Source organism: Pseudomonas sp. S1_E05 (assembly GCF_056337105.1).
This window is the reverse complement of the sequence record NZ_JBFRHM010000001.1, coordinates 383,909-409,950: the sequence shown is the minus strand read 5'-3', so window position 1 is coordinate 409,950 and position 26,042 is coordinate 383,909. Positions and strand designations below refer to the sequence as shown.

Genomic DNA, 26,042 nt, shown 5'->3' with positions numbered 1-26,042 from the left:
CAATGAAACCCGCAGGCAAGGCCGTTACCCTGCCCGGCTTTTGCGATCGACACGCCCATGACCCTCGCCAAGCCCGAACTGCTCGCCCCCGCCGGCACCCTGAAAAACATGCGCTATGCCTTCGCCTATGGCGCCGACGCCGTATACGCCGGCCAGCCGCGCTACAGCCTGCGAGTGCGCAATAACGAATTCGACCACGCCAACCTTGCACTCGGCATCCGCGAGGCACAGGGCCAGGGCAAGCGCTTCTACGTCGTAGTCAACATCGCGCCGCACAACGCCAAGCTCAAGACATTCCTCAAGGATCTGGAGCCGGTGATTGCCATGGCGCCGGATGCGCTGATCATGTCCGACCCCGGCCTGATCATGCTGGTACGCCGGCATTTCCCACAGATGCCGATTCACCTCTCGGTGCAGGCCAACACGGTCAACTGGGCAAGCGTCGAGTTCTGGCAGTCGCAAGGGGTGAGCCGGATCATTCTGTCGCGGGAGCTGTCGCTGGAGGAAATCGAGGAAATTCGCCAACAAGTGCCAGCCATGGAACTGGAAGTGTTTGTCCACGGCGCCTTGTGCATGGCCTACTCCGGACGCTGCCTGCTGTCGGGTTACATGAACAAGCGCGATGCCAACCAAGGCACCTGCACCAACGCCTGCCGCTGGAAATACTCGGTGCAGGAGGCGGCAGAAAACGTCGTCGGCGATATCGTCCAGACCTTCGAGCCCGAACCCACGCTGGGCATCGGCGCGCCGACCGACCAGGTGTTCCTGTTGCAGGAAGCCAATCGCCCCGACGAATTGATGCCCGCCTTCGAGGACGAACACGGTACCTACATTATGAACGCCAAGGATCTGCGCGCCGTGCAGCACGTCGAACGCCTGACTCGCATGGGCGTGCACTCGCTGAAAATCGAAGGCCGCACCAAGTCCCATTTCTATTGCGCGCGCACCACCCAGGTTTACCGGCAGGCCATCGATGATGCCGTGGCCGGGCGTGAATTCGATCGCAACCTGATGACCGACCTGGAATCCCTCGCTCAGCGCGGTTACACCGAAGGCTTCCTGCGCCGCCACGTCCATGACGAGTACCAGAATTATCAGAACGGCAGTTCGGTGTCGGAGCGCCAGCAGTTCGTCGGCGAACTGACCGGTTCAAGGCGTGAGGGGTTGGCGGAGGTGAAAGTGAAAAACCGCTTCGCCCTCGGTGATCACATGGAATTGATGACCCCCAACGGCAACGTCCATTTCGACTTGCACCAGTTGCACAACCTCAAGGGCGAATCCATCGACGTCGCGCCGGGTGATGGCCACACGGTGTACCTGCCGATCCCGGAAACGGTGGATTTGGCGTTTGGATTGTTGATGCGAGATGTGGCGAAGCCCTGACCCCACCTCATCACGCAAACTCTTCACGCAACATTGCCACGAACGCCTCTCGCGCCGGGTGGACCCCGGCGTTTTCGTGCCAGTAAAACAGGTTGTCGATGGCCGTCAGGTCGGGAAATTCGTACCCCGCGCAACCGGCGCCCTTGGCGTACTGATCGAACACGCCCTTGGGCACCAACGCAACGCCTGCCCCCGCGCTCACGCAACCGACAATCGCGCCGTAACTGGCCAGGCTGACAATCGGCAGTGCATGGCCCTGGCGCAATAGCCAGTGTTCCAACGCCGCGCGATAAGGGCAGCCCTGGGGCCACATGAACACGGTTTTGTCCCGCAGGTCGTTGATGTCACGCACCGGCCCCATTGATGTCGAGGCGATCAACAGCAAGTCCTCGCGGTACATCGGCGTGCGCTTGAGGTGCGAGCGCTCGACATCCACCGCGACTATCGCTCCGTCGAGCCGATGTCCAACCGTGTCATCGAGCAGTTGCCCCCAACTGCCAGTCGTCAGCTCCAACGCCACCGCCGGATAACGCTTGTGGAACTTGGCCAGCAGACGCGGCAAGCGACCCGTCGCGGACGACTCTATTGCCCCGATGCGCAACGGGCCGGACGGCTCGGCGGCGGGGTCCAATGCCCGCTTGGCTTCGGCGGTGAGCGCAAGGATCTTCGAGGCGTAAGCCAGAAACGTCTGCCCTGACGCACTGATGCGCAGCCCCCTGCCCTCGCGCAAAAACAACGCGACGCCCAACTCTGCCTCCAGTGCCTTGATCCGCGCCGTAACGTTCGACGGAACACAATGCAGCAACTCAGCCGCGCGGGCGATGCTGCCCACGTCGGCAACGGTCTTGAACATACGAATCTGGGCCAGCTCCATACATCACCTGAAGTGAACGTTTTGAGCAGTATAAGTCACTTGTGGCGAATGGTTCGCCTTACGATACTCCAGGCATCTGCCTACTGGTGCCCGACCATGCCCGCGCTTGCTGCTGCCTCCCCCCTCAAAGTCATCCTGGCCATGGCCTTTGTCGTGGCGTGCTGGGGGTATTCTCCCAGCGGTATTCACATCGGCCTGCAAGCTTACGACCCCGGTCACCTGGCACTGCTGCGGTTTGTGCTGGCCTCTGCGCTCATGACCCTGATCGCCTTGATCAAGGGCGTCAGCCTGCCACGCCTGCGCGATGCGCCGCTGCTGTTCGGCCTCGGCTTTTTTGCCGTGAGCCTGCATCACGTGGCGATCAACTTCGGCCAGCAAGGCGTGAGCGCCGGGGCATCAAGCGTCCTGGCGCAAACGACACCCTTGTTCAGCACGTTGCTGGCACGGTTTGTCTTCAAAGATCGGGTGAGCGCCTGGCGCTGGGGCTGTGTATTGCTCGGGCTGATCGGCGTGATGATCGTGGTCGCAGGTGACCGTGGTTTGGGCAGCCTCGACGCCCATAGTCTGTTGATCCTGCTCGCCGCGCTGTCCTGGAGTCTTTACTTTGCCTTGCAGAAACATCATTGCGCGCGTTACAGCGGGCTGACACTCGTGTGTTACACGGTGTGGTCCGGAACCGTGTTGCTGCTGGTGTACCTGCCAGGGCTGGCGGCGCAAGTGGCCACCGCACCCGCCCGTGTGCAACTGGCTGTACTGGCGCTGGGCGTGTTTCCCAGTGCGCTCGCCTATCTTGCCTGGGCATTCGTGCTCGCGCACGTTGACCTGAGTCGGGCGACGATGACCCTGTACCTGGTGCCACCGACAGCGATGGTGATGGCGTCTTTCGCCTTGGGCGAGCGCCCCAGCCTGATGATCGTCGTCGGCGCCCTGGTCGTGCTGATCAGCGTGCTGGCGCTGAACCTGGAGCGCAAGACTCTGATCATCGACTCATCGACTACCTGTGATAAATGACACTTTTTTGATCCATATCAAAGCAATCGGACATTGACCCCCCAGGCAAACTATTGGCGCCAGATTCAAGGCGATAGCACTTAGCCATTGCCGTAACATCGAGCACAGGTGTGCGCGGATAAAAATAGCGGTACGACAACTTAGCGCCTCAATGAATTTAATTGGAATGAGGGTTAAGGGCCATGCTGAAAAATGCCCCGCTACGTTTGAAACTGCTATTGATCCTGGCACTGCCCCTTCTCGGGTTTCTATTGCTGTCGGGCCTGTTTGTGTCGAGCAACTACGCAACGCTGCACGACATGAATGAGACGGTGACCGCCAGCGCCACCGCGCAGAAATTGAGTCGATTGATTACCACACTCCAACGCGAACGCGGCGCCAGTGGTGTATTCCTCGGCAGCGGCGGCAAGTCCATGGCGCAGCAGCTGACGCAAATGCGCAACGGTTCCAATGTTTCGATCGAGGCCGTGCGGGGGCTGTCTGCCCAGGGCGATGCACAACTGGTGGATGCCATTCGTGCACTGGATGAGCTGCCAGCCCTTCGTGCGCAGGTGGATAAGTTGAGTATCAGCGGGACCGAGTCGGGTGAGCGTTATACCCGGCTGATCAAGACGCTCATCGGCTTTACCCACTCCCTGGAAGCGAACGTCAATAACGCCGGGGTGATTCACGCGCTCAGCGCGCTCAACCAGTTCATCGAAATGAAAGAACGGGCCGGACGCGATCGGGTACTGCTCGGCCTGGTGTTCAATCAGGGCTACTTCGACGAAACCCTGCTGTCGCGCTTCAGCAGCAACCTGGGCGAGTTCTCTGCCTACTCCGATGCGTTCCGCCGCAAGGCCCCGCCCGCTTCGCTGAAACAGTTCGAGGAACAAATGCGAAGCCCAGTCGCCCTCGCAGTCGACAGATTGCAACGACTGGCGTTTGAAATTCCATTGGGCCAACCGCTGAACATCAAACCCGAAATGTGGTTCCAAACCTCCACCCAGCGCATCGACCTGATGGGCCAGGTAGAAGAAGCCCTGAGCCAGAGCGTGAGCAACCTGGCCATGCATGAACGCGACATCGCCAGCCGTGCGCTATGGCTGACGATTGGCGCGATGGTCGTATCGTTACTGGTAGTCGCACTGCTTTCATACATCATCATCCGCACCATCAATCTGGCGGTGAGCGACGTCAACCGGGTACTCGACGGCCTCGCCCAACGCGACCTTACCGCCCGAGCCACCTACAAGAGCAAGGACGAGTTCGGCCAGATCTCCCTCAACCTCAATCGCATGGCCGAAGAAATCAGGGGGATTATCGAGGAAATCGGCAACGCCACGGCGCAAGTGGCCACGGCGGCGGAGGAGTCGTCTGCGGTGACGATCCAGACCAGCCAGAGCGTTGACCAGCAGCGCCAGGGCACCGAACAGGTCGCTACCGCGATCAATGAAATGAGCGCCACGGTGCGTGAAGTCGCGCAAAGCACCAACGACGCTGCGCAGATGTCGCGGCAGATCAACCTCAGCACCGAGCAAGGTCGCGCCGAGATCGAAAGCACCATCAGCCTGATCCGCCAATTGTCAGGCCAAGCCGAGGACACCGCGCAGATCATCGGCAATCTCAAGGATGAAAGCCACGCGATTTCCTCGGTGCTCGACGTTATTCGCGGCATCGCCGAACAGACCAATCTGCTGGCACTGAACGCAGCAATCGAAGCGGCCCGGGCTGGAGAGTTCGGTCGCGGTTTTGCCGTGGTCGCCTCCGAAGTGCGCACCCTGGCGCAGAAAACCCAGGAATCCACAGGCAACATCCAGCAGATGATCAGCAACCTGCAAGCCGGGTCGGATCACGCGGTCATTTCCATGCAGGAAACGCTCGACAAGGCGCAGGACGGCGCAAGCAAAGTTGAACGCGCAGGTGAATTGCTGGTGGAGATCGCCGACGGCGTCGCCCGTATCAACGACCGCAACATTCAGATCGCCTCGGCAGCCGAAGAGCAGAGCGCGGTGTCGGAGGACATCAACCGCAACGTGAACGAGATCAATGACCTGGTGATTCAGGTCAGTGCCGGCGCCGAGCAGACGGCGATCACCAGCCAGGAGCTGGCCCGCCTGGCCGAATACCAGCAACAACTGGTCAACCGGTTCAAGATGGCCTAGCCGTCAGTGCACGTCAGTCGCGAGCGGCGAGGAACCGGTCGCGACTATTGGTCAGGTGCAGCCACATCGCGGCCCGCGCCGCATCGGCGTCCTGGCGCTTGATGGCATTGAGAATGGCCTCATGCTCCAGGTTGGCAAGCTGTCCCAACTTGCTCAGATCCGTGGCGCCGCGTTCGACGGCGTTGACCCGGGTGCGGGGAATCATGGCGCTGCCCAGGTGCTGCATGATTTCACTGAAACAGGCGTTGCCGGTGGCCTCTGCAATCAACAAATGAAAGCGCCGGTCGGCCTCGACGCAACTGTCGTTGTTGGCCAGCAAACGTTGATAATCGTCCAGGGCCTGGCGCATTTGGACCAGTTGCGAATCGGTTCGCCGCGTGGCTGCCAGCGCTGCGGCCTGGGTTTCCAGGCCCAGACGCAATTCCAGGATGCTGCGCACTCCCAGTGCGGTGTCGACATTCAGCCGCAACCCCTGCTCCGGCGCACGTTCGATGACGAAGGTGCCGATGCCGTGCCGCGTCTCCACCAACCCCGACGCCTGCAACTTCGAGATGGCCTCGCGCACCACCGTGCGACTGACGCCGTGCTCGGCAACGATGCTGTTTTCCGATGGCAGCTTGTCCCCCGGCAGCATCTGGCCGAGCAGGATGCTCTGGGTCAACTTGCTCACCAGGTCATGAGCCAGGTTGTGAGTGCGCTTGCGGGCAGGCGCGTCGAGTTCTTCTTGCATGGGCTCATCCGAAAGCGCAATTGACGCCATCGTAGCACTGCGGATGAGCGGAAGCCGGAATAAACACGCGCCAACTTGTATGACAACACTCAACAAACTCGCCGTAAGCCGCCAAAAAACACTGAAAACAAAACCACAAAAAGACAGGGCATCCCGATAAAACCCAAGATTACTGGGATGCAACCCCTTGCAGAACAAAAAAACGCAGTTGTATGATGTCTCTCAACAAGCAGCACCTAGCAATACCCCGCATAAAAATAATCAGTGGGAGACAATCAAGTGAACACACCCCTTACCGGGATGCACGACGGCGTCAATCCGGTCCTGCAATCCGCCATCGCGAAAGTGAAACGCCACGTTCTGCCCCTGTTCGTCATCATGTTCATCGTCAACTACATCGATCGCGTGAACATCGGTTTCGTCCGCACTCACATGGAACACGACCTGGGTATCGGCGCTGCCGCCTACGGATTCGGTGCCGGTCTGTTCTTCATCGGTTATGCATTGTTCGAAGTCCCCTCCAACCTGCTTTTGCAAAAAGTCGGTGCCCGAGTCTGGCTGACTCGCATCATGCTGACCTGGGGCCTGGTCGCCGCCAGCATGGCCTTCATCCAGAACGAAACCCACTTCTACATCCTGCGTTTTCTGCTGGGCGTGGCGGAAGCCGGTTTCTTTCCGGGGGTGATCTACTACTTCACTCGCTGGCTGCCCGGCGCCGAGCGTGGCAAGGCCATCGCGATTTTCCTGAGTGGGTCGGCCGTGGCATCGCTGATCTCCGGCCCACTGTCTGGGCTGCTCTTGCAAATCAACGGGCTTGGGATGCACGGTTGGCAATGGATGTATTTCATTGAAGGCATGTTCTCGGTAGGCCTGTGCGTGTTCGTGTGGTTCTGGCTGGATTCAAAGCCCCATGACGCCAAATGGCTGAACCGCCAAGAACAGGACGCGCTGGTTCAGGCCATCGACGCCGAACAACTGGCCCGCGAAGCCGCCTCACCGGTCAAACCCTCCCTGGGGACGCTGCTCAAGGATCGCCAGATCATTCTGTTCTGCCTGATCTATTTCTTCATCCAGTTGACCATCTACGCCGCGACGTTCTGGCTGCCGAGCATCATCAAGAAAATGGGCGACCTCAGCGACATTCAGGTCGGCCTGTTCAACTCGATCCCGTGGTTGCTGTCGATCGTCGGCATGTACGCCTTTGCCTCCCTGTCGACGAAATGGAAACACCAGCAAGCCTGGGTGGCTGCGGCACTGCTGATCGCCGCAGCCGGGATGTTCATGTCCACAACCGGCGGGCCGATCTTCGCGTTCGTGGCCATCTGTTTCGCGGCGCTGGGTTTCAAGTCCGCGTCTTCGCTGTTCTGGCCGATTCCCCAGGCCTACCTGGATGCGCGAATCGCCGCCGGGGTGATTGCGCTAATCAACTCGGTGGGCAACCTCGGCGGCTTCGTCGCGCCGACCACTTTTGGCCTGTTGGAACAACACACCGGCTCGATCCAGGGCGGGTTGTACGGATTGGCCGCCACTTCGATTATCGCCGCAATCATCGTTTTCGCGGCCCGCAATACACCCAAAACCGCACCACCGGTGGCTGCTGACAAACCTGCGCCACAGCACGCCTGACATGGCCTCTGATAAGGACAACAACATGACCGCACATGACACCGCCAAAGCCCCGATCATCACCAGCATGCAGGTGGTCCCAGTAGCCGGCCACGACGGCATGCTGCTCAACCTGAGCGGCGCCCATGGCCCCTTCTTTACTCGCAACGTGGTGATCCTCAAGGACAACGCCGGCCACACCGGCGTCGGCGAAGTACCGGGCGGCGAGCGAATTCGCCAGACCCTGGAAGATGCCCGCTCGCTGGTGGTGGGCAGTCCGATCGGCAGTTATCAGAAGATTCTTAATCAGGTGCGCCAGACCTTCGCCGACCGAGATGCCGGCGGTCGCGGCCTGCAGACATTCGACCTGCGCATCACCATCCACGCCGTCACCGGCCTGGAAGCCGCGCTCCTGGATTTGCTCGGCCAGTACCTGGACGTTCCGGTGGCCGCCCTGCTCGGCGAAGGCCAGCAGCGTGACGAAGTGAAGATGCTCGGTTACCTGTTTTATGTCGGCGACCGGGAACAGACCAATCTGGACTATCGCAGCGAAGCGGACGCTGACAACGATTGGTTTCGCCTGCGTCACGAAAAGGCCATGACCGCCGAGGCAGTGGTGCGCCTGGCACAAGCCGCTCACGCGCGGTATGGCTTCCAGGACTTCAAGCTCAAAGGTGGCGTACTGAGCGGCGATGCCGAGATCGAAGCCGTGACTGCGCTGGCCGAAACCTTCCCGCAGGCGCGCATCACCCTCGACCCGAACGGTGCATGGTCACTCAAGGAAGCGATTCGCTTGTGCCGCGATCAGCATCAAGTGCTGGCCTACGCCGAGGATCCTTGTGGCGCGGAAAACGGCTACTCGGGACGCGAAGTCATGGCTGAGTTCCGCCGTGCCACCGGCCTTAAAACCGCCACCAACATGATCGCCACCGACTGGCGGGAAATGGGGCACGCCATCCAGTTGCAATCGGTGGACATCCCGTTGGCCGATCCGCACTTCTGGACCATGCAGGGCTCGGTTCGGGTCGCGCAGATGTGCCATGAGTGGGGCCTGACCTGGGGCTCGCATTCCAACAACCACTTTGACATTTCCCTGGCCATGTTCACCCACGTCGCCGCCGCGGCACCGGGCGACATCACCGCCATCGACACGCACTGGATCTGGCAGGACGGTCAGCGCCTGACCCGCGAACCGCTGCAAATCGTCGGTGGTTGCGTACAGGTGCCGAACAAACCTGGGCTGGGCGTCGAGCTGGACATGGATCAGTTGGCCAAGGCCCACGAGCTGTACAAGGGCATGGGGCTCGGCGCGCGAGATGACAGCGTGGCGATGCAGTTCCTGATACCGGGGTGGAAGTTTGATAACAAGCGGCCGTGTCTGGTGCGTTGAGACACACCTCAGCGAGCCTGTCGACGCCTCGACAAGCTCGCTCCTACGGGAATTGGGTCAAGACAGGGCAGCCTGCAATAACCACCCTTTGAACGCCGCCATCGCCGAGGTTTCGGGCCGAGACTGCAAACGTGTCAGCCAGTAGCTGCCGGTGGTGATGCCAATGGCGAACGGTTGCTCGATGGCCCCGACCGTCAATTGCCGGGCGAACATCAGCGGGGGTGCCAACGCCACCCCCGCGCCTTGCAGTGCCGCTTCCATCATCGCCAGTGACGAGTCGAAGACGATACTGCGCGGCGGCGCGACATGAGGTGCAAGACCGGTGGCCTGAAACCACTGCGGCCACTCGTCCGTGCGGTAGGAACGCAATAACGTTTGCTGCAACAGATCGTCCGGAGTCTGCAATTGCCGGGCTATCTGCGGCACGCACAACACCGACAACGGCGCCTCGATCAGGCGCACCGCCTCAATGCCGTGCCAGGCCCCGGCACCGAAGCGAATCGCATAGTCCAAACCTTCGGCGGCAACATCCACACGATTGTTATGGGTCGACAGACGGAGATCTATGAAGGGATATTTCGCCTGGAAGTCCGCCAACCTCGGCATCAGCCACCCCACCGCGAACGTCCCCACTGCCCCCACCGTCAACACTTCACGAAAATGCCCGCCCTCGAAACGTTCCAGTGTGGCGGCGATGCGGTCGAAAGACTCACGCAGCACCGGCAACAGGGTTTCCCCTTCACTGGTCAGCATCAGCCCCCGGGGCAAGCGTTTAAACAGTGTCACCTTGAGCTGGGCTTCCAGGCTCTTGACGTGATGACTGACCGCCGCCTGCGTCACACACAGTTCCACCGCCGCTCGGGTGAAGCTCAGATGCCGGGCCGATGCCTCGAAGGCTCGAAGCGCATTGAGTGGCAATTGCGGGCGAATCATGCTGACTCCCAAATTTTTCTAATGACCAGGCCCAAATAACATCGTTTGTCCCAGGGCGGAAAAGTGAATAGATTTTCGCCACACTCATCGGCGGCCCCCTGGGAATCGCTCGCTCCGAACGGGCACACATGACAAAAACCTCATGAACAGCAGCGTACACATGCACAACTTAAAGCTCAGCAAGGCCTTATCCTACAGCGCTTTCGGACTTCTCCTCAGCACAGGGTACGGCATGGCCGCGAATGCAACGGACTCGCAGATTGAAGCGACAGTCAACAGCATCGTCAGACCACTCATGCAGCAGCAAGGCATCCCTGGCTTGGCAGTCGCCGTCACCGTGAACGGCAAGCCACATTACTTTAATTACGGCGTTGCCTCGAAGGAAACAGGCGAAAAGGTCAGCGAAAACACACTGTTCGAGATTGGTTCGGTCAGCAAGACCTTCACTGCGACCCTCGCCGCATACGCCCAGGCCAGTGGCAAACTGTCCTTGACCGACAAGGCCAGCCAGGTCTGGCCCGCCCTGCGAGGCAGTGCGTTCGATAACATCAGCGTGCTGCAACTGGGCACCTATTCCGGCGGTGGGTTGCCGTTGCAGTTTCCCGCCGAGGCGGACACGCCGGACGGAATGCTCGGCTATTTCAAACACTGGAAACCGGTGTACGCCCCGGGCAGCCATCGCCAGTACTCCAACCCGAGTCTTGGACTGTTCGGTTACCTGGCCGCGCAACGTCTTGGCTTGCCGTTCGATGAGGCGGTGGAAAAGACCCTGCTGCCCAAACTCGGTTTGAAACACACCTTCCTCAGGGTCCCGCAGGATCAACTGGGGCTTTACGCCCAGGGCTACAACAAGGATGACAAGCCGGTACGGGTCGGCCCGGGAGCGCTGGACTCGGAAGCTTATGGGGTGAAGACCAGCGCGGCGGACCTGATCCGCTACGTGCAGGCGAACATGCAACCGGCGCTACTGGAAAAGCCCTTGCAACAGGCCATCGCCCTCACCCACACCGGCTACTACCAGGTAGGCGACACGACTCAGGGTCTGGGCTGGGAGTTCTATCCCTATCCGGTCAAGCTCGACACCTTGCTGGCGGGCAATTCAGCGCAGATGGCCTATGAGGCCAACCCGGTGCGATGGCTCAATCCTCCCCAACCTCCTCGTCAGGATGCACTGTTCAACAAGACCGGCTCAACCAGCGGATTTGGCGCCTATGTCGCGTATGTTCCCGCGAAGCAGATTGGGATCGTGATGTTGGCCAACCGCAATTATCCGAATGCCGAGCGAATCAAGATCGCCCATGCGGTATTGGAGGCATTGGGTCATTGATTTCAGGAATAGACGGGCTGAGCCCAGATACCCCCTGCCCCTCAACCTGCAGGAGGTTCACGAATCGACGAATGGGTCCGGACTCACGCCCGCTCAATCATCCGGCTGCTCGGGCGGCTTGACCGGTTTCGCCGGCTTGGCGGGTTTTGCATTCTTCGCACCTTTGGCCGGGGCCGGTTCGGCAGCGGGAGGTGGGGGTGGCGCGGCGGCGGCGGCTTCCTTCTCGGCCATGGGCATGGCGTCGATGGTATCGAAGATTTTTTTCAGGTCCGTGGACTTCGCCTCTTCACCTGAACTCTCGAACTTCTTCTCGCCGTCCTTACCGATCAATATCACTTTGGGCAACGCCCCCGCCCCCAGTTTCAACGCACGAATCAGCGCCATGGTGTCCTGCTGGCCGATGTCCTTGCCATCAAGCTGGCCGGACATGTTCAGCACGCTGTACACCTTGATGTTGCGATCAGCGATCCCCTGCTTGTTGGCCGGGTCTTCCAGGGATTTTTTCAGGTTGACCCAGACAGGGTCCACCGTGCTTTGGGCGATGACGATCAGCGGTCGGGACAGGCCTTTCTGGACATCCAACGGCGAATCACCATCAGCAGCGAGCAAGGGACCGGCGAAGGCCAGCAAGGTTGTCAGGGTCAGTGACCTGATGAGCATGCGCATCTCCTTTTGATATCCACGCTCTAGTGATTGCGCATCGCGGCGTTCGTTCCGGGTGAGCACCGCAATTGTGTTTCGCCATGTCCCAAGCTTAGGTCAGGGCAGTCAATGCGCAACCAGTGCCGATGCTGAGAATCGGTGGTTGCCCTTCCCGGTCAGGCCCTTCCATAATCGACGTTCTTTGGCTCCTGTGAGGTGTTCGTCCGATGCGCAATTGATGCCGCCGTCCTGTTTGACGGTCCCGACTTCATGTTTTCCCACGCCGTGGGGAAGTGATCGCTGGCATCCATTGAGAAACACCCATGACCGATTCCCGCCTGACGCTGGATAGCGTTTCCTTGACCTTGCCCGATGGCCGGGTTGTTTTTTCCGATCTTTGCGTTGAATTTGATCAACACGCCACTGGCCTGGTAGGCCGCAATGGTGTGGGCAAGAGTTTGCTCGCGCGAATACTGGCCGGGCAGTTGGAGCCGAGCAGTGGCCGATGCGTGCGCGATGGCTCCGTGCACTACCTGACGCAACAGGTCGATGCAACCCGAAGTGTTGCCGATCTGATGGGTGTCGAGCCGGTGCTGGCGGCACTGCAACGTATCGAAGCCGGCAGTGTCGAGCCTGCGGATTTCGACATCGTCGCGGATCGCTGGGATATCCGCAGGCTTGTGCAGGCCGAGTTGCAGGCTCAGGGCCTGGGCCACCTTTCGCTTGAGCAACCTGCCGGGAAGCTCAGTGGTGGCCAGGCCATGCGCGTGGCGCTGGTGGGAGCCTGGGTCGCCAACCCTGACTGGCTGATACTCGATGAGCCGACCAATCACCTCGATCGCGCCAGTCGCCTGACTTTGATGAATCAACTGAGCCAGTGGCCCAAGGGCTTGCTGGTGATCAGCCATGACCGGCAGTTGTTGCGGCGTATGTCGCGCATCGTCGAACTGTCGTCTCTGGGCCTGCAAAGCTATGGCGGCAACTACGATTTTTATCAGCAGGCCAAGTCCCTGGAACGTGAAAACGCCGCGCGTCTATTGCAGCAGCGCAAGCACGAACGCAAGCGCGGCGAGCAGGTGATGGCCGAACAGCGCGAGCGTCAGGAACGCCGAAACGCCCAGGGCAACCGCAATGCACGCGAGGCCAATCAGGCGCCGATTCTGCTGGGGCGGCGCAAGGAGCAAAGTGAGAACAGTCTGGGTAAATCAAGGGCCCGGGAGGCCGCCACTCGCGAACAGATGAACCGACAGGTGCGCGAGGCAGTGCAACAGGTCGAGCAAGATGCGTTGATTCGTTTGTATTCGCCTCAGGATTCATCGCCCCATCGTCGTCAGGTCGCCAGGCTTGAGGCATTGCGACTGCCGTTCAGGCCTGAGAGCGCCTGCGCAATGGACCTGAGCATTGGCGGCGGGCAGCGCATTGGCGTGATGGGCGATAACGGCGTAGGCAAGTCAACATTGTTGAAGGTACTGGCGGGGCAATTGCAGCCGCAATCGGGGGAATGTTCGGTGCAGGTGCCGGTAGCCTGGCTCGATCAACAGACAAGTACCCTGGACCCGCAAAAGTCGGTGCTCGAACAGTTATTGCAAGTGAACCACCGCAGCAGCGAGGGCGAGTTGCGTACGCGCCTGGCCCACCTGGACCTGGATGCCGGGAAACTGCTGCAACCCAGCGGGTCGCTCAGTGGCGGCGAACGCCTCAAGGCCGCCCTGGCCTGCGTGCTCTACGCCGACGAACCTGCGCATTTGTTGCTGCTGGATGAACCGGGCAACCACCTGGACCTGGCGTCGCTACAGGCGCTGGAAACCATGCTGAGCCAATATCAGGGCGCCTTGATGATCGCCTCCCACGACGAAGACCTCCTCTCGCGCTTGCAACTCACCCACCTCCTGCACCTGCACAGCCACACCTGGGAAATACAAATCCTGTAGGCGCGAGCATGCTCCGATGGTAGACCAGGCACCGCGGGCATCCAGACAGCCCGCGTCATCGTTAACGACCATCGCGAGCGTGCTCGCTCCTACAGAAGATCAAGATAAAAAGCGGGCACGATTCCTGTAGGAGCGAGCATGCTCGCGATGGTGGCCCAGCCACCGCGGGCATCCAGACAGCCCGCGTCATCGTTAACGACCATCGCGAGCAAGCTCGCTCCTACAGAAGATCAAGATCAAAAGCCGAGCACGATCCCCTGTAGGAGCGAGCATGCTCGCGATGGTGGCCCAGGCACCGCGGGCCTTCAGGAAGCCCGCGTCATCGTTAACGACCATCGCGAGCGTGCTCGCTCCTACAGAAGATCTAGATCAAAAGCGAAACACGATTCCTGTAGGAGCGAGCATGCTCGCGATGTCAGCCCAGCCACCGCGGGCATCCAGACAGCCCGCGTTATCGTTAACGACCATCGCGAGCAAGCTCGCTCCTACAGAAGATCTAGATCAAAAGCGAAACACGACCCCTGTAGGAGCGAGCTTGCTCGCGATGTCAGCCCAGCCACTGCGGGCCTCCAGGCAGCCCGCGTCATCGTTGACGACCATCGCGAGCGTGCTCGCTCCTACAGAAGATCAAGATCAAAAGCCGAGCACGATCCCCTGTAGGAGCGAGCTTGCTCGCGATGGTAGACCAGGCACCGCGGGCATCCAGACAGCCCGCGTCATCGTTAACGACCATCGCGAGCGTGCTCGCTCCTACAGAAGATCAAGATCAAAAGCCGAGCACGATCCCCTGTAGGAGCGAGCATGCTCGCGATGGTGGCTCAGGCACCGCGGGCTTCCAGGCAGCCAGCGTCATCGTTAACGACCATCGCGAGCAAGCTCGCTCCTACAGAAGATCAAGACCAAAAGCGAAACACGACCCCTGTAGGAGCGAGCTTGCTCGCGATGTCAGCCCAGGCACCGCGGGCCTTCAGGAAGCCCGCGTCATCGTTAACGACCATCGCGACGGTTCGACGGTTCGACAAGCCCATCGACACCATCGTGTAATGTCCTGCGTGTATCCCCCGTGCTGTCATGGCTGTGCGGGCAATCGGGATCTGCACCCGACATTGTCACGCCCCAAGATGTCCCACGCTCCGCCAGGAGCCGTCGATTAGCGAGGCTGAAATGTTACTACCCCTGTCTACCTGGTCCGAGATCGAGCAATTTCTCGAGCGCTCGCGCACCATCGTCATTCCCATTGGCTCCAACGAGCAGCATGGCCCGATCGGTCTGCTGGGCACCGACTGGATGTGCCCGGAGATCATCGCCCACGAAGCACAGAAAACCGCGGATATCCTGATCGCTCCGACCTTCAACATCGGCATGGCCCAGCATCACCTTGGGTTCCCCGGTACCATCACCCTGCGCCCCTCGACCTTCATCGCCGCCATCGGCGACTGGGTGCGCTCGCTGGCGGCCCATGGTTTCGAGAAGATCTTTTTCCTCAACGGTCACGGCGGCAACATCGCCTCGATCGAGGCGGCGTTCTCCGAGCTTTATGCCGAAGCCAGCTTTGCCCGCCGTTCGGCAGGGTTCTCGTTGAAACTGTGCAACTGGTGGGACCTGGAAGGCGTCACCGCGTTGGCCAACCAGCAATTCCCGACCGGCCACGGCATTCATGCCACGCCTTCGGAAATTGCCGTGACCCAGTGGGCCTACCCGGACTCGATCAAGTCGGCGCCCTATTCGCCGCCGATCGCCAACTGGGGCCCGATCCGCGAAGCCCATGACTTTCGCGCCCGCCACCCCGACGGCCGCATGGGTTCTGACCCGGCCCAGGCATCGCCGGAAAAAGGCCACCAGTTGGTGATGCTGGCCGCGCAGGGCCTGATCCGCGAACTGGATCTGTTCAGCAGCGAGCAAGCGCCGCGCTAGAACGTCGTATCAGCCATGTGCCACAGCTAACAAGCGCTAACAGCACATAACTGGTGATCCTGGCCCTGCGGTATCACTCTTGAGTCTGACCACTGCTGGCATGCCGACCCCGATAATCGGGCGTCCGGCATGCCCAGTCGAACTGATGGCTCAAGAGGGATCCGATCATGGCCGAACGTTATTGCGGTAGCTGCCTCGACAGAGTCCACCGTCCCGCCAACGCCGAACTGTGCGCGTTGATGGACGATGTCCTGGAACACGACACACCCGCCTCATTGCAACTGATCGCCACGGTCACCCCGCTGCTGCTGGCGTTTTTCGAAGGCCAGGTCCAGGCCGAACGGGTCGAGCGCGACAGCGTCGACACCCTGGTGCAACAGGCGTTCATGACATTGTATCGGCGCCGCGCCGACTACGATGTGAACACTCCGTTTCGCGCGTGGTTGATCGACACGGCCCGCGACACCCTGCTCGAGCATTTGCGCAGCCAGCGTGGCGCGCAGATCGTTACTCCGGTGGCCAGCAACCTCCTGTTGAACGGCCATCAATCCCCGCGGGCCATTTGAAAGGCCATCGCGAATCTCGTTGGCGCCTATCAGGAAGTCTCCATGATCAATGTCGAAAAAGTCCTTTACACCGGCCATACCCACACCACCGGGGGGCGCGAAGGGACGGGACGCAGCCAGGACGGCCGACTGGACCTCACACTCTCCGCCCCCGGTGCGCCGGGCCAGGGCACCAACCCCGAGCAATTGTTCGCGGTCTGTTGGTCGGCGTGTTTCCTGGGATCTCTGCGTCACGCCTGCAACGCTCGCAAAATCGGCTTTCCGATGGACGCCGCAGTCGATGCCCAGATCGATCTGATGCATGGTGAACAGGGTTTTTTCCTGCAAGCCCGGCTCGCTGTTTCACTGCCAGAGATTGCCCCGGACATTGCCCGGCAACTGATCGAGGCGGCGCACCAGAACTGCCCCTACTCCAAGGCGACTCGCCGCAACATCGACGTCGACCTCCGCCTGGTCTGATCGATTGCGGTGCCGCTCTCCCGGCACCCTCGCAGCACTTGAACGTTGAATCAAAACCCCTATGATGCAGACTAGCGCGCAACTTTCGCCTGACGCGAACACACAGCCCACTTTTCAGAGAGCCTTCCCTGTGGAGTCTGCCCCGGACGATTTGCATGAATCCCTGAACCTGCAACTCGCCTTCGGTCCTTTCTGCGTCACGCCGGGCAAGCGCCTGCTCACCCGACGCGGCCACGCCGTGGAGATCGGCGGACGGGCCCTGGACCTGCTGATCACCTTGCTGGAACGTCCCGGTCGTGTACTGTCCAAACACGAGCTGATCAAGCTGGTCTGGCCCAACATCGTGGTGTCCGAAGGCAGCCTGCGTTTTCACATGACCGGCCTGCGAAAGATCCTCCGGGATGGCGAAGACGGCGCGCGGTACATCTCCACGCAAGTCGGCGTGGGTTACGCCTTCGTCGCCCCCATTGAACGCTTGCAGGTCAGCCAGCATCCATCGATTGCAGCCATGCCCTCGATCACAGGCGAACAACGACTTGGCAGCGTCGGTAACCTGCCGCCAAGGGCTCGACTCGTGGGGCGCGACGACGACGCGCAAATGCTCGTCGAGCGAGCGCTGGAACCCAGGCTCTTTACCATCGTCGGCCCGGGCGGGGTCGGCAAGACCAGCCTGGCAATCGAGGTCGGGCACCGCATTGGCGCCGGCCAACCCGAACGCGTGCGCTTCGTCGACCTGGCCCAGGTCGAGGACGCCACGCTGGTGACGTCCTCCCTGGCAGCGGCACTGGGCATTCCCGTACAGGCCGAAGACCCGCTGCAGGTACTGCTGGCGCATCTGCGGACACAGCGGCTGCTGCTGATCATCGACAACTGCGAGCACCTCATCGACGCCGTGTCGGCGATCGTCGAACAGATCCGCGAGGCAGCCCCTGATGTGGCGCTGCTGGCCACCAGCCGCGAACCACTGCGCGCCCTTGGCGAACACATTCACTGGCTCAGTCCATTAGGTTTTCCTGGGGAGACGCAGACCCTGAGCGTCGAAGAACTGCTGGCGTTTCCGGCCGTGAACCTGTTCGTCGAGCGCGCGTCGTCAGGCAATGCGGCCCTGCTGCTGCAAGCCGGCGATGCGCAATTGATCGCCGACATGTGCAGACGCCTGGAAGGCATGGCCTTGCCCATCGAACTGGCCGCCATGCGCGTGGCGAGCCACGGCGTGCAAGCCACCCACGCCCTGCTCGGCGAGCGTTTCTCCCTTGGTTGGTCCGGGCGGCGCACCGCATTGCCGCGCCACCAGACCCTGCGCGCGATGCTCGACTGGAGCTACGCCCTGCTCTGCCCCCAGGAACAGTTGGTGTTTGATCGCTTGGCGATTTTCGTCGGACCGTTCTCGCTGGAAGCCGCGTCGCACATTCTCGCGGACGGACAAATCGATTCGATCACTGCCGCAGCGGCGCTGGATGAACTGGCTGCCAAAGGCCTGGTCACCGTCGATCACGGCAGTTCCCTGGCCACCTATCGTCTGCTGGAAATGACCCGCGCCTTTGCCCGGGAAAAACTCGTGGTGCGCGGGGAAATCGAGGCCCATGCGCTGTCTTTCAGGCACGCCGCCTATTTCACTGCACTGCTCGATCATTTGGGGGCAACGCCCGGCGACATCTATGACAGTTGCTCACGCCTTGCCTGTCAGCTCGGCAACATCAGGAGCGCGCTGGAATGGAGCTTCGGCCCCCAAGGCGATCCCGGGCTCGCGCTACCCTTGGCGGCGGCCAGCGCGCCGTTGTTCCTGCATTTTTCATTGATGGTCGAGTGCCGCGCCTGGTGTTCACGCGCCACCGAGTTGCTGGAGCTGGGTTATTTCGGCACACCCACCGAAATGGAGTTGCAGGCGGCTCTGGGGTTGGTGCTGATGTTTACCCGTGGCAACAGCGACGCGGCGCACAAGGCATTGCTCAGGGCGCTGGACATCGCACAGGCGCTCGGCGATCACTGGTCGCAACTGCGCTTGCTGGGTCGCTTGCAGATTTTTTCCGAACGTATCGGCGACTTCCCTTCATCGCTGGCCTGGGCTGAACAAGCCGTGGCAGTCGGTCATGTGATCGGTAAACCCGAGGCCATTGCCGTGGCCGCCTCGTTGGCCGGCATCTCCCACCACTTGCTCGGCAATCAGCAGCTGGCGCGCAAGGAACTGGAAAAGTCCCTGCGCTACAGCTTGCCGTCCGAACGCAGCAGCACCGTTCATTACGGTTTCGACCACCGCAACCGCACCGGGCTGGCACTCGCGCGCACCCTCTGGTTGCTGGGCTTTCCCGATCAGGCCAGGCGCTGGGCCGAGCAGGTCGAGGCCGAGGCTGCGGCGCTGGACCATTCAGTGACCTATTGCATCGCCCTCGTCTGGACACTGTGTATCCACATCTGGACCGGCGATCTGGACAAGGCCTCGGCTGGCCTGGAGACCTTCAGCAAGATCGCCGAGGCCAATGCCCTGGCGCCCTACATCGCGGCGACGCTGGGCGTGCAAGGGGCGATTGCGATTCGTGCCGGACAGCCGGGCAACGCCGTGGCCCTGCTCGAGGAAAGCCTGGCCCGCCTGCAAGGCATGCGCTATGAACTGCTGACCACCTCGTTCGAAACGTCGCTGACCGAAGGCCTGGTGTTGAATGGTCAGTACGAAAAAGCCTTGTGTCAGGTCGAGTCCACGATCAGCCACTGCCGTCACAGCGGCGATGCCTACGCCCTGCCCGAGCTGTTGCGGATCAAGGCAAATATTCTCAAGATCCTAGCGCCTGCTACCCCCGGTGTCGTCCATGACCTGCTCGATGAATCGATCACGCTGAGCCGCCAGCAAGGCGCCCGCTCATGGGAACTGCGTACCTCGATGGACCTCGCGCGTCTTTGGCTGGAACAGGGCAAGCCGGCTGATGCCAGGGAACTGCTGACGGCCTGTCGTGAGCGGATGACGGAGGGCTACGATAGCCTCGACCTGCGTCAACTGGAACGTCTCTGGCAAAGCCTGCCGGGCTGAGCGGCAGGCCGGTTCAGTCGGACCGAGGTGAAAGCTGCCCGACTTTTTTCACCAGATCGGCCAGGGACCGGGCCTTCATCTTGCGCATGACCTTGCCACGATGGGCTTTGACCGTGATCTCGCTGATGCCCAGGTCCGAGGCAATGACCTTGTTCATTCGCCCGGCCACCACCATGTCCAGTACCTCGTGCTCGCGGGGCGTCAGGGTGGCATGGTTGTCGCGCAATACGCGCAGGTCCCCCTCGCGATCGAGCGCCGCACGACTGCTTTGCAGCGCATCGGCGATGGCCGAGAGCAACACTTCATCGTCGAATGGCTTGGTCAAAAACTCCACGGCCCCGGCTTTCATTGCCCGCACCGAGCGCGGCACATCGCCGTAGCCGGTGATGAAAATGATCGGCATGTCGGGTCGCTCGCCTGCAATTGCATTCTGCAAATCCAGCCCATTGAGGTCCGGCAGATTGATGTCGAGCACCAGGCAACTGGGCACCAATGGACGCGGATGGTCGAGGAATGCCCGCGCTGATTCAAACAGCTTCGGCCGCCACTGCGCCTGGCCGATCAGCAGCTCCAGCGACTCTCGCACGGAAATATCGTCATCGACCACAAACACGATCGGCGTGTTGTTCGCAGGCTTGGGGGCGAGCTCGTGATTGGCGTTCACCACACATTTCCTCAAAAGTTGATCGACGTTCAGCTGACCGGTAGCGCGGCGCTGAGCGCCTTGAGCAGCTCCGCCTCGCTGAACGGCTTGAGCAGGCAATCCACCGCACCCTGACTGATCAGAAACGGGCGCTGTCCGACATCGCCCAGCGCCGTGATAAAGATGATCGGAATCGCGTAGTGCTGCGATGTGAGCCGCTTTTGCAGCTCGGGGCCGGACATGCCCGGCATGGCGACATCCAGAATCAGGCAGCGCGTCTGCTCAAGGTAATCGGAGGCCAGAAAGGCCTGCGCTGAAGAAAAGGCCTGCACCGCAAAGCCGAATTCCCTGAGCAGATCCGGTAACGCTTCACGCACGGACTCATCGTCGTCAACCACCGATATGAGTAAAGGCTTGTCCATCAAAAACCCTCTCTGGTGTGATCGCGGCCGCTTCCCGCGTCCGGCCTGGGGGCGTCATCCCTACCGGTCGGCTGATCATGGTCAGACGAGTACGGAAGCGAAAAACGAAAGATTGCACCGGGCCCGATATCGTTCACGCAGGCCCACAACCGGCCGTCATGACTGTCGATAATCGAATGGCTGACCGACAAACCAATGCCCATGCCCGATTGTTTGGTGGTGAAGAACGCGTTGAACAGGCGCTCGGCGTCTTTCGGGTCGAAACCGGTGCCGTTGTCCCTGACCTCCAGATACACCTGCTGATCCTGTACCCCGGTGCTGACCTGCAGGTGCCGAGACCGGTCGGTAACGCTACTCATCGCCTCCTTGGCATTGAGGATCAGGTTGAGAATGACCTGTTGCAACTGCACGCGATCGCCTTTGACCAGCGGCAGGCCGTCGGCGAACACAGGATTGACGATGACCCGGCCCCGCTGCAGTTCGCCCAGTAACAGGGCGATCACCTCGCGCGCCGCTTCGTTGAGGTTAACGTCTTCCAGGGCGATGCTGTCTTTGGAAAACAACACCCGCAGACGCTTGATGACATCCGCGGCACGATTGCCGTCACGAATGGTGCGGCGAGCCGTTTCGAGTGCGCCCGCGACGTTTGGCGGACTGGCGCCGAGCATGCGCAGGCAAGTGCTGGCATTGGTGATGATCCCGGCCAGCGGCTGATTGACTTCGTGGGCAATGGACGCGGTCAACGCGCCCAGGCTGGCGACCCGCGCCAAATGGGCCAGCTCCGAGCGAACCTCGCCCAGGACGGTCTCGGAATGGCGGCGCTGTGTGACATCCTGCAAGGCGGCAATGTACTCCAGGCCACCGCCTTCATCCGGCATCGCATGGGCCACCAGGTGAACATGCTTGACCGTACCGTCGAGCAGTTGCAGGCGATGTTCGTGTTCGAAGTCGCCACCTTTCTTGCGCTGGCAACGAATCATCTCCTTGTAGCTGGAGAGATCCTCCGGATGGATACGTGTGTAGAGCAAGTCGAAGGTGGGTCTGATGCCGGGGTCCAGGTCGAGTATGCGGTAAGTCTCCTCGGACCAGATGATGTCGTTCGAACCGGCGTGCCAGGAAAACGTGCCGGTGGAACTCCAGACGCTGCGCCTTGGCCAGGAACGCCTCACTCTGGCGCAGCGCCGCTTCGCCGCGCGCGCGGTCAATGGCGATGCTGGCGAGGTGGGTAAACTGGGCGATCAGATTCTGCTGGGTGGCATCGGGCCTGCCCGCCTCTCTGAACAGCAGCGAGAGCACGCCGATCACCGTGCCATTGATGGAGGTGACTGGCGTCGACCAATTGGCCCGCAGGCCATGACTCAATACGCTGGCACACCAGCGGGGCCAACGCTGCTCACGAGCCAGGTCCGGGCAAATCACCTGCTGGTTGCGAATGGCGACCAGGGCGGCCGGACAACCGGCTGCATCCACCGGACGCCCATCAGCGGCGATGGTCAGGTCGGGCGGCAGGTTCGGCGCTGCGCCCGGCACTATGCGTGGGACGGCCTTGGGCACCCGATACGAGCCATTGGGATCGATCTGCACGATGCTGCACACACCGCCGTCGATGCTCGCTTCGACCAGCTCGCACAGGGCTTCGAGAATGAGCCTGAGCGGTGTACCGCCGGCGATCAGGCCGAGCAGATGTTTTTCGCCCTCCAGCAGCATCTCGGCGCGCTTGCGATCTTCGATGTCAGTATTTTCCCCGTACCAGCGCACCACTCGCCCCCGGTCGTCGCGCTCCGGTACGGCACGCACCAGGAACCAGCGGAAGACGCCGTCGACGCGCCGCAGCCGCGCCTCAAATTCGCCGGGTTGCTCCGATGCCAGTATTCGCCGATAGGACGCCAACGTGTCCTGATCGTCCGGGTGCACCGAGGCCGTCCAGCCATCGCCGCACGCCTCCTGCAGCGCGATTCCGGTGTAATCGCACCAGCGCTGGTTGAGGAAACTGACGTAGCCATCTGGCGCCGCACTCCAGACGAAACCAGGGACCGCGTTGATCAGGCTGCGAAACCGTGCTTCCGACGCACTGATCTCCACCAGCGCCTGGGCGATCAGTGCCTTGTCGCGCTTGTGTTCATCGATGTCCACGGTAATGACCCACCAGCGGGTGATGCGACCGCAGTCGTCGCGCATCGGTATGCCATTGGCCACGAACCAGTGGTAGGCACCGTCGGCACGGCGGATACGTTGCTCCGCGCGAAACGGCTCGCCGGTGGTGACCGAGTGCGTCCAGCTTTGCAGGATATGGGGCTTGTCCTCGGGGTGGATGATGTCGCTGGTGCTCCAGCCCTTGAGCGCTTCAAGGGTGGTGCCCATGTATTGGAGGTTGTGGCTGTTCACGTACTCCAGCTCGCCGTTGGGGCCCATCAGCGAAACCAGCGCAGGAATGTTGTCGATGAGGGTGCGCAGATCGGGCTCGATCGCGAGGGGTGGCGAGGCCACCTCACAGTGATCCTCGATGTCGGTGCCAATCCCGCACCACTTGTGAAGGCCGCCAGCGGCGTCCGGCAATGGGCTGACGCGCAGCAGGAAACGACGGTACGCACCATCGGCGCGGCGCAGGCGCGCGCTGATGTCGCGGGGCTCGCCAGTTCCCAGGATCGTCTGCCAGGCCTGCGACACGTGCGTGCGATCATCGGGATGGATGGACAACTGCCAACCGGCCTCCATGGCCTCACAGCGGTCACGGCCGGTGTAGCGGCACCAGTACTGATTGACGTAATCGACACGACCATCGGCGAGCGCGGTCCATGCCACACATGGCAGCACGTCGATGATGCTCTGGTTGTCCATACCGATCCTGTGTGTGCGGTCGCCGTTTGGCGAGGATGGCCCTGCTGGCGGGTCAAAGCCAATCATACCTTGGTGTCGCATGCCGGCATCAGTCTAGACGCGGGTGTGCACGTTCGCGGCCCCCCCACTGCGAGGCGCACTAACACCTAGGTGCAATTGAGCGCGCGTTGGGGGATTTGGTGAGATGAAGTTTCATCAAACATCCATAAAAAGGAAAACGCCATGCCTGCTCCGACCGCACCCGAGAACGTGCTCTACACCGCCAACGTCCACACCACCGGTGGCCGTGACGGTCATGCTCGCAGCAATGACGGGCGCCTCGAGATCAATCTTTCCAGCCCTGGCTCGTCGGGTGCCGGCACCAACCCGGAGCAACTGTTCGCCGCCGGCTGGTCCGCATGCTTCGAAGGTGCGCTGCGCCTGGCGGCACGGCGCATGAGCATCAATCTGCCACAGCCCGTGGCCATCGATGCGCAGGTCGACCTGTGCTCCGCCGAGGGCAGCTACTTCCTGCAAGCGCGCCTGAACGTCAGCGTGCCGGGTGTGGAGCGCGAATCGGCCCTGGCCTTGGTGAATGCCGCGCATGAGACCTGCCCGTACTCGAAGCTGTCGCGCAATAACATTGCCGTTCAGATCACCTTGGTCTGAGTGCTTCGAAGCCGTTCGAACCGGGCCGCCTGAACCAGGGGTCCGGTTCCGCCCCATAACCGTGAGGAGCTGATGATGAACAAGCTGACAACCGCCGCCGGCGCACCGGTAGTCGATAACAACAATGTGCAGACGGCGGGCCCCAGAGGCCCGATGTTGTTGCAGGACGTGTGGCTGCTGGAAAAGCTCGCGCACTTTGACCGAGAGGTCATTCCCGAGCGACGCATGCACGCCAAGGGATCGGGCGCCCACGGCACCTTTACGGTGACCCATGACATCACCCGCTACACCAAGGCCAAACTGTTTTCCCAGGTGGGCAAGACCACTGACATTTTCATACGGTTTTCCACCGTGGCTGGCGAGCGTGGCGCGGCCGATGCCGAGCGGGACATTCGCGGGTTTGCCATCAAGTTCTACACCGAACAGGGCAACTGGGACCTGGTGGGCAACAACACGCCAGTGTTCTTCCTGCGCGACCCGTTGAAGTTCCCGGACCTCAACCACGCGGTCAAGCGTGATCCGCGCACGAACATGCGCAGCGCCAACAACAACTGGGATTTCTGGACTTTGCTGCCAGAAGCCCTGCATCAAGTCACCATCGTCATGAGCGACCGAGGCCTGCCCCAATCCTACCGGCACATGCACGGGTTCGGCAGCCACACGTTCAGTTTCATCAGCCCGGACAACCAGCGCTCCTGGGTCAAATTCACCTGGAAGACCGAACAAGGCATCGCCAACCTCACCGACGCCGAAGCCGGCGCCGTGATCGCCGCCGACCGCGAGAGCGCACAGCGCGACCTGTATGACAGCATCGAGAAAGGCGACTTTCCGCGTTGGAAACTGTTCGTGCAGGTGATGCCCGAGCTGGATGCGGCCACCTACCCGATCAATCCGTTCGACCTGACCAAAGTCTGGCCCCATGCCGACTACCCGCTGATCGAAGTGGGCGTACTGGAGCTCAACCGCAATCCCGAGAACTATTTCGCTGACGTTGAACAGGCGGCGTTCAACCCGGCCAACGTGGTGCCGGGCATCAGCTTCTCGCCGGACAAGATGTTGCAGGCGCGGTTGTTTTCCTACGGCGACGCCCAGCGTTACCGAGTGGGGGTCAACCATCACCAGATCCCGGTAAACGCGGCTCGCTGCCCGGTGAACAGCTACCACCGCGACGGGCAGATGCGCATCAACGCCAATGCCGGCAGCACGCTTGGTTACGAGCCCAACAGCTATGGCGAGTGGGCTGAACAACCGGACTTTCGCGAGCCGCCACTGGCGCTGCACGGTAGCGCCGACCACTGGAACCACCGCGAGGACGATGACTATTTCTCCCAGCCCGCAGCCCTGTTCCGCCTGATGAGTCCGGCCCAGCAACAGGTGCTGTTCGACAATACCGCCCGCGCCATCCAGGGCGCATCGGCCCAGGTGAAACAGCGTCATATCGACAACTGCACCCAGGCCGATCCCGCGTATGGCGCAGGTGTGGCGCAGGCGATTGAAGCCTTGGGTTGATCAAAACCTGGCCACACAAAACCCCTGTAGGAGCGAGCTTGCTCGCGATGG

20 protein-coding genes and 1 pseudogene are annotated in these 26,042 nt (G+C 61.3%); 13 read left to right on the top strand and 8 right to left on the bottom strand.

Translation table 11 applies throughout. The features are described 5' to 3' along the window. Positions 1–57 precede the first annotated feature (57 nt). On the top strand, positions 58–1,383 hold the full coding sequence (gene trhP, locus AB4N33_RS01680; protein ID WP_476456268.1) for a prephenate-dependent tRNA uridine(34) hydroxylase TrhP: 1,326 nt from the start codon (positions 58–60) through the stop codon (positions 1,381–1,383). 10 nt (positions 1,384–1,393) lie between these two features. Here trhP and AB4N33_RS01675 read toward each other — a convergent pair whose 3' ends face one another. After that, entirely contained in the window at positions 1,394–2,257 is an 864-nt protein-coding gene (locus tag AB4N33_RS01675) for a LysR family transcriptional regulator (RefSeq protein ID WP_460122463.1), read from the bottom strand. A gap of 96 nt (positions 2,258–2,353) precedes the next feature. Here AB4N33_RS01675 and AB4N33_RS01670 point away from each other — a divergent pair, with 96 nt between their 5' ends. Then, a complete protein-coding gene (locus tag AB4N33_RS01670) occupies positions 2,354–3,268 on the top strand; it encodes a DMT family transporter (RefSeq protein WP_476456267.1) in 915 nt (304 codons plus the stop codon). A gap of 182 nt (positions 3,269–3,450) precedes the next feature. After that, positions 3,451–5,412, top strand: coding sequence for a methyl-accepting chemotaxis protein (locus AB4N33_RS01665; RefSeq protein ID WP_476456266.1), 1,962 nt, complete (start codon positions 3,451–3,453; stop codon positions 5,410–5,412). A gap of 13 nt (positions 5,413–5,425) precedes the next feature. On the opposite strand, the gene AB4N33_RS01660 is transcribed toward AB4N33_RS01665, so the two are convergent. After that, on the bottom strand, positions 5,426–6,142 hold the full coding sequence (locus AB4N33_RS01660) for a FadR/GntR family transcriptional regulator (RefSeq protein ID WP_460122459.1): 717 nt from the start codon (positions 6,140–6,142) through the stop codon (positions 5,426–5,428). Between the two features lie 300 nt (positions 6,143–6,442). Here AB4N33_RS01660 and AB4N33_RS01655 point away from each other — a divergent pair, with 300 nt between their 5' ends. Together AB4N33_RS01655 and gudD are read left to right on the top strand one after the other, a co-directional pair. Continuing rightward, the gene (locus AB4N33_RS01655; RefSeq protein WP_460142116.1) at positions 6,443–7,768 is read left to right on the top strand and encodes an MFS transporter; all 1,326 of its coding nucleotides are present in this window, start codon (positions 6,443–6,445) and stop codon (positions 7,766–7,768) included. A gap of 25 nt (positions 7,769–7,793) precedes the next feature. Continuing rightward, on the top strand, positions 7,794–9,137 hold the full coding sequence (gene gudD / locus AB4N33_RS01650) for a glucarate dehydratase (protein ID WP_460122457.1): 1,344 nt from the start codon (positions 7,794–7,796) through the stop codon (positions 9,135–9,137). Between the two features lie 57 nt (positions 9,138–9,194). Here the strand turns inward: gudD and AB4N33_RS01645 are convergent, their stop codons facing one another. Continuing rightward, entirely contained in the window at positions 9,195–10,070 is an 876-nt protein-coding gene (locus AB4N33_RS01645; protein ID WP_460141245.1) for a LysR family transcriptional regulator, read from the bottom strand. A 160-nt stretch (positions 10,071–10,230) separates the two neighbouring features. Between AB4N33_RS01645 and ampC the strand changes: the two genes are divergently transcribed. After that, positions 10,231–11,397 carry a class C beta-lactamase gene (gene ampC / locus AB4N33_RS01640; RefSeq protein ID WP_476456265.1) on the top strand — a complete coding sequence of 389 codons (1,167 nt, stop codon included), beginning with the start codon at positions 10,231–10,233 and terminating at the stop codon, positions 11,395–11,397. A gap of 93 nt (positions 11,398–11,490) precedes the next feature. On the opposite strand, the gene AB4N33_RS01635 is transcribed toward ampC, so the two are convergent. Then, positions 11,491–12,057: a DUF4174 domain-containing protein gene (locus AB4N33_RS01635; protein ID WP_476456264.1), complete on the bottom strand. Its 567-nt coding sequence runs from the start codon at positions 12,055–12,057 to the stop codon at positions 11,491–11,493. 305 nt (positions 12,058–12,362) lie between these two features. Here AB4N33_RS01635 and AB4N33_RS01630 point away from each other — a divergent pair, with 305 nt between their 5' ends. From AB4N33_RS01630 to AB4N33_RS01610, 5 genes are all read left to right on the top strand, one after another. Further along, positions 12,363–13,970, top strand: coding sequence for an ABC-F family ATP-binding cassette domain-containing protein (locus AB4N33_RS01630; RefSeq protein ID WP_476456263.1), 1,608 nt, complete (start codon positions 12,363–12,365; stop codon positions 13,968–13,970). Positions 13,971–15,134: 1,164 nt separating this feature from the next. After that, positions 15,135–15,884, top strand: a complete 750-nt coding sequence (locus AB4N33_RS01625) for a creatininase family protein (protein ID WP_460122447.1) — start codon at positions 15,135–15,137, stop codon at positions 15,882–15,884. 167 nt (positions 15,885–16,051) lie between these two features. Continuing rightward, positions 16,052–16,450, top strand: coding sequence for a sigma factor (locus tag AB4N33_RS01620; protein ID WP_460122445.1), 399 nt, complete (start codon positions 16,052–16,054; stop codon positions 16,448–16,450). A 42-nt stretch (positions 16,451–16,492) separates the two neighbouring features. Then, entirely contained in the window at positions 16,493–16,909 is a 417-nt protein-coding gene (locus AB4N33_RS01615) for an organic hydroperoxide resistance protein (RefSeq protein ID WP_460122443.1), read from the top strand. 130 nt (positions 16,910–17,039) lie between these two features. Next, positions 17,040–19,931, top strand: a complete 2,892-nt coding sequence (locus tag AB4N33_RS01610; protein WP_476456262.1) for an ATP-binding protein — start codon at positions 17,040–17,042, stop codon at positions 19,929–19,931. A gap of 13 nt (positions 19,932–19,944) precedes the next feature. On the opposite strand, the gene AB4N33_RS01605 is transcribed toward AB4N33_RS01610, so the two are convergent. From AB4N33_RS01605 to AB4N33_RS01590, 4 genes and pseudogenes are all read right to left on the bottom strand, one after another. Then, positions 19,945–20,595 (bottom strand): response regulator transcription factor, encoded by a 651-nt coding sequence (locus AB4N33_RS01605; RefSeq protein WP_476456261.1) that lies wholly within the window; start codon positions 20,593–20,595, stop codon positions 19,945–19,947. A gap of 29 nt (positions 20,596–20,624) precedes the next feature. Then, a complete protein-coding gene (locus AB4N33_RS01600) occupies positions 20,625–20,996 on the bottom strand; it encodes a response regulator (protein WP_460126606.1) in 372 nt (123 codons plus the stop codon). After that, positions 20,996–22,165: a sensor histidine kinase gene (locus tag AB4N33_RS01595; protein WP_476456260.1), complete on the bottom strand. Its 1,170-nt coding sequence runs from the start codon at positions 22,163–22,165 to the stop codon at positions 20,996–20,998. Before AB4N33_RS01595 ends, AB4N33_RS01600 begins: the two co-directional genes overlap by 1 nt. A gap of 91 nt (positions 22,166–22,256) precedes the next feature. After that, positions 22,257–23,834, bottom strand: a pseudogene (locus AB4N33_RS01590) (PAS domain-containing protein); the annotation flags it as partial. Positions 23,835–24,056: 222 nt separating this feature from the next. Here AB4N33_RS01590 and AB4N33_RS01585 point away from each other — a divergent pair. Further along, positions 24,057–24,482: an organic hydroperoxide resistance protein gene (locus AB4N33_RS01585; RefSeq protein WP_460122435.1), complete on the top strand. Its 426-nt coding sequence runs from the start codon at positions 24,057–24,059 to the stop codon at positions 24,480–24,482. Between the two features lie 75 nt (positions 24,483–24,557). After that, a complete protein-coding gene (locus AB4N33_RS01580; protein ID WP_460122433.1) occupies positions 24,558–25,991 on the top strand; it encodes a catalase in 1,434 nt (477 codons plus the stop codon). The last annotated feature ends 51 nt before the right edge of the window (positions 25,992–26,042 follow it).

Bases quoted from the DNA above. Each gene is read 5' to 3' on its own strand.
- trhP (WP_476456268.1), top strand. From the start codon at position 58: ATGACCCTCGCCAAGCCCGAACTGCTCGCCCCCGCCGGCACCCTGAAA.
- AB4N33_RS01675 (WP_460122463.1), bottom strand. From the start codon at position 2,257: ATGGAGCTGGCCCAGATTCGTATGTTCAAGACCGTTGCCGACGTGGGC.
- AB4N33_RS01670 (WP_476456267.1), top strand. From the start codon at position 2,354: ATGCCCGCGCTTGCTGCTGCCTCCCCCCTCAAAGTCATCCTGGCCATG.
- AB4N33_RS01665 (WP_476456266.1), top strand. From the start codon at position 3,451: ATGCTGAAAAATGCCCCGCTACGTTTGAAACTGCTATTGATCCTGGCA.
- AB4N33_RS01660 (WP_460122459.1), bottom strand. From the start codon at position 6,142: ATGCAAGAAGAACTCGACGCGCCTGCCCGCAAGCGCACTCACAACCTG.
- AB4N33_RS01655 (WP_460142116.1), top strand. From the start codon at position 6,443: ATGCACGACGGCGTCAATCCGGTCCTGCAATCCGCCATCGCGAAAGTG.
- gudD (WP_460122457.1), top strand. From the start codon at position 7,794: ATGACCGCACATGACACCGCCAAAGCCCCGATCATCACCAGCATGCAG.
- AB4N33_RS01645 (WP_460141245.1), bottom strand. From the start codon at position 10,070: ATGATTCGCCCGCAATTGCCACTCAATGCGCTTCGAGCCTTCGAGGCA.
- ampC (WP_476456265.1), top strand. From the start codon at position 10,231: ATGCACAACTTAAAGCTCAGCAAGGCCTTATCCTACAGCGCTTTCGGA.
- AB4N33_RS01635 (WP_476456264.1), bottom strand. From the start codon at position 12,057: ATGCTCATCAGGTCACTGACCCTGACAACCTTGCTGGCCTTCGCCGGT.
- AB4N33_RS01630 (WP_476456263.1), top strand. From the start codon at position 12,363: ATGACCGATTCCCGCCTGACGCTGGATAGCGTTTCCTTGACCTTGCCC.
- AB4N33_RS01625 (WP_460122447.1), top strand. From the start codon at position 15,135: ATGTTACTACCCCTGTCTACCTGGTCCGAGATCGAGCAATTTCTCGAG.
- AB4N33_RS01620 (WP_460122445.1), top strand. From the start codon at position 16,052: ATGGCCGAACGTTATTGCGGTAGCTGCCTCGACAGAGTCCACCGTCCC.
- AB4N33_RS01615 (WP_460122443.1), top strand. From the start codon at position 16,493: ATGATCAATGTCGAAAAAGTCCTTTACACCGGCCATACCCACACCACC.
- AB4N33_RS01600 (WP_460126606.1), bottom strand. From the start codon at position 20,996: ATGGACAAGCCTTTACTCATATCGGTGGTTGACGACGATGAGTCCGTG.
- AB4N33_RS01585 (WP_460122435.1), top strand. From the start codon at position 24,057: ATGCCTGCTCCGACCGCACCCGAGAACGTGCTCTACACCGCCAACGTC.
- AB4N33_RS01580 (WP_460122433.1), top strand. From the start codon at position 24,558: ATGAACAAGCTGACAACCGCCGCCGGCGCACCGGTAGTCGATAACAAC.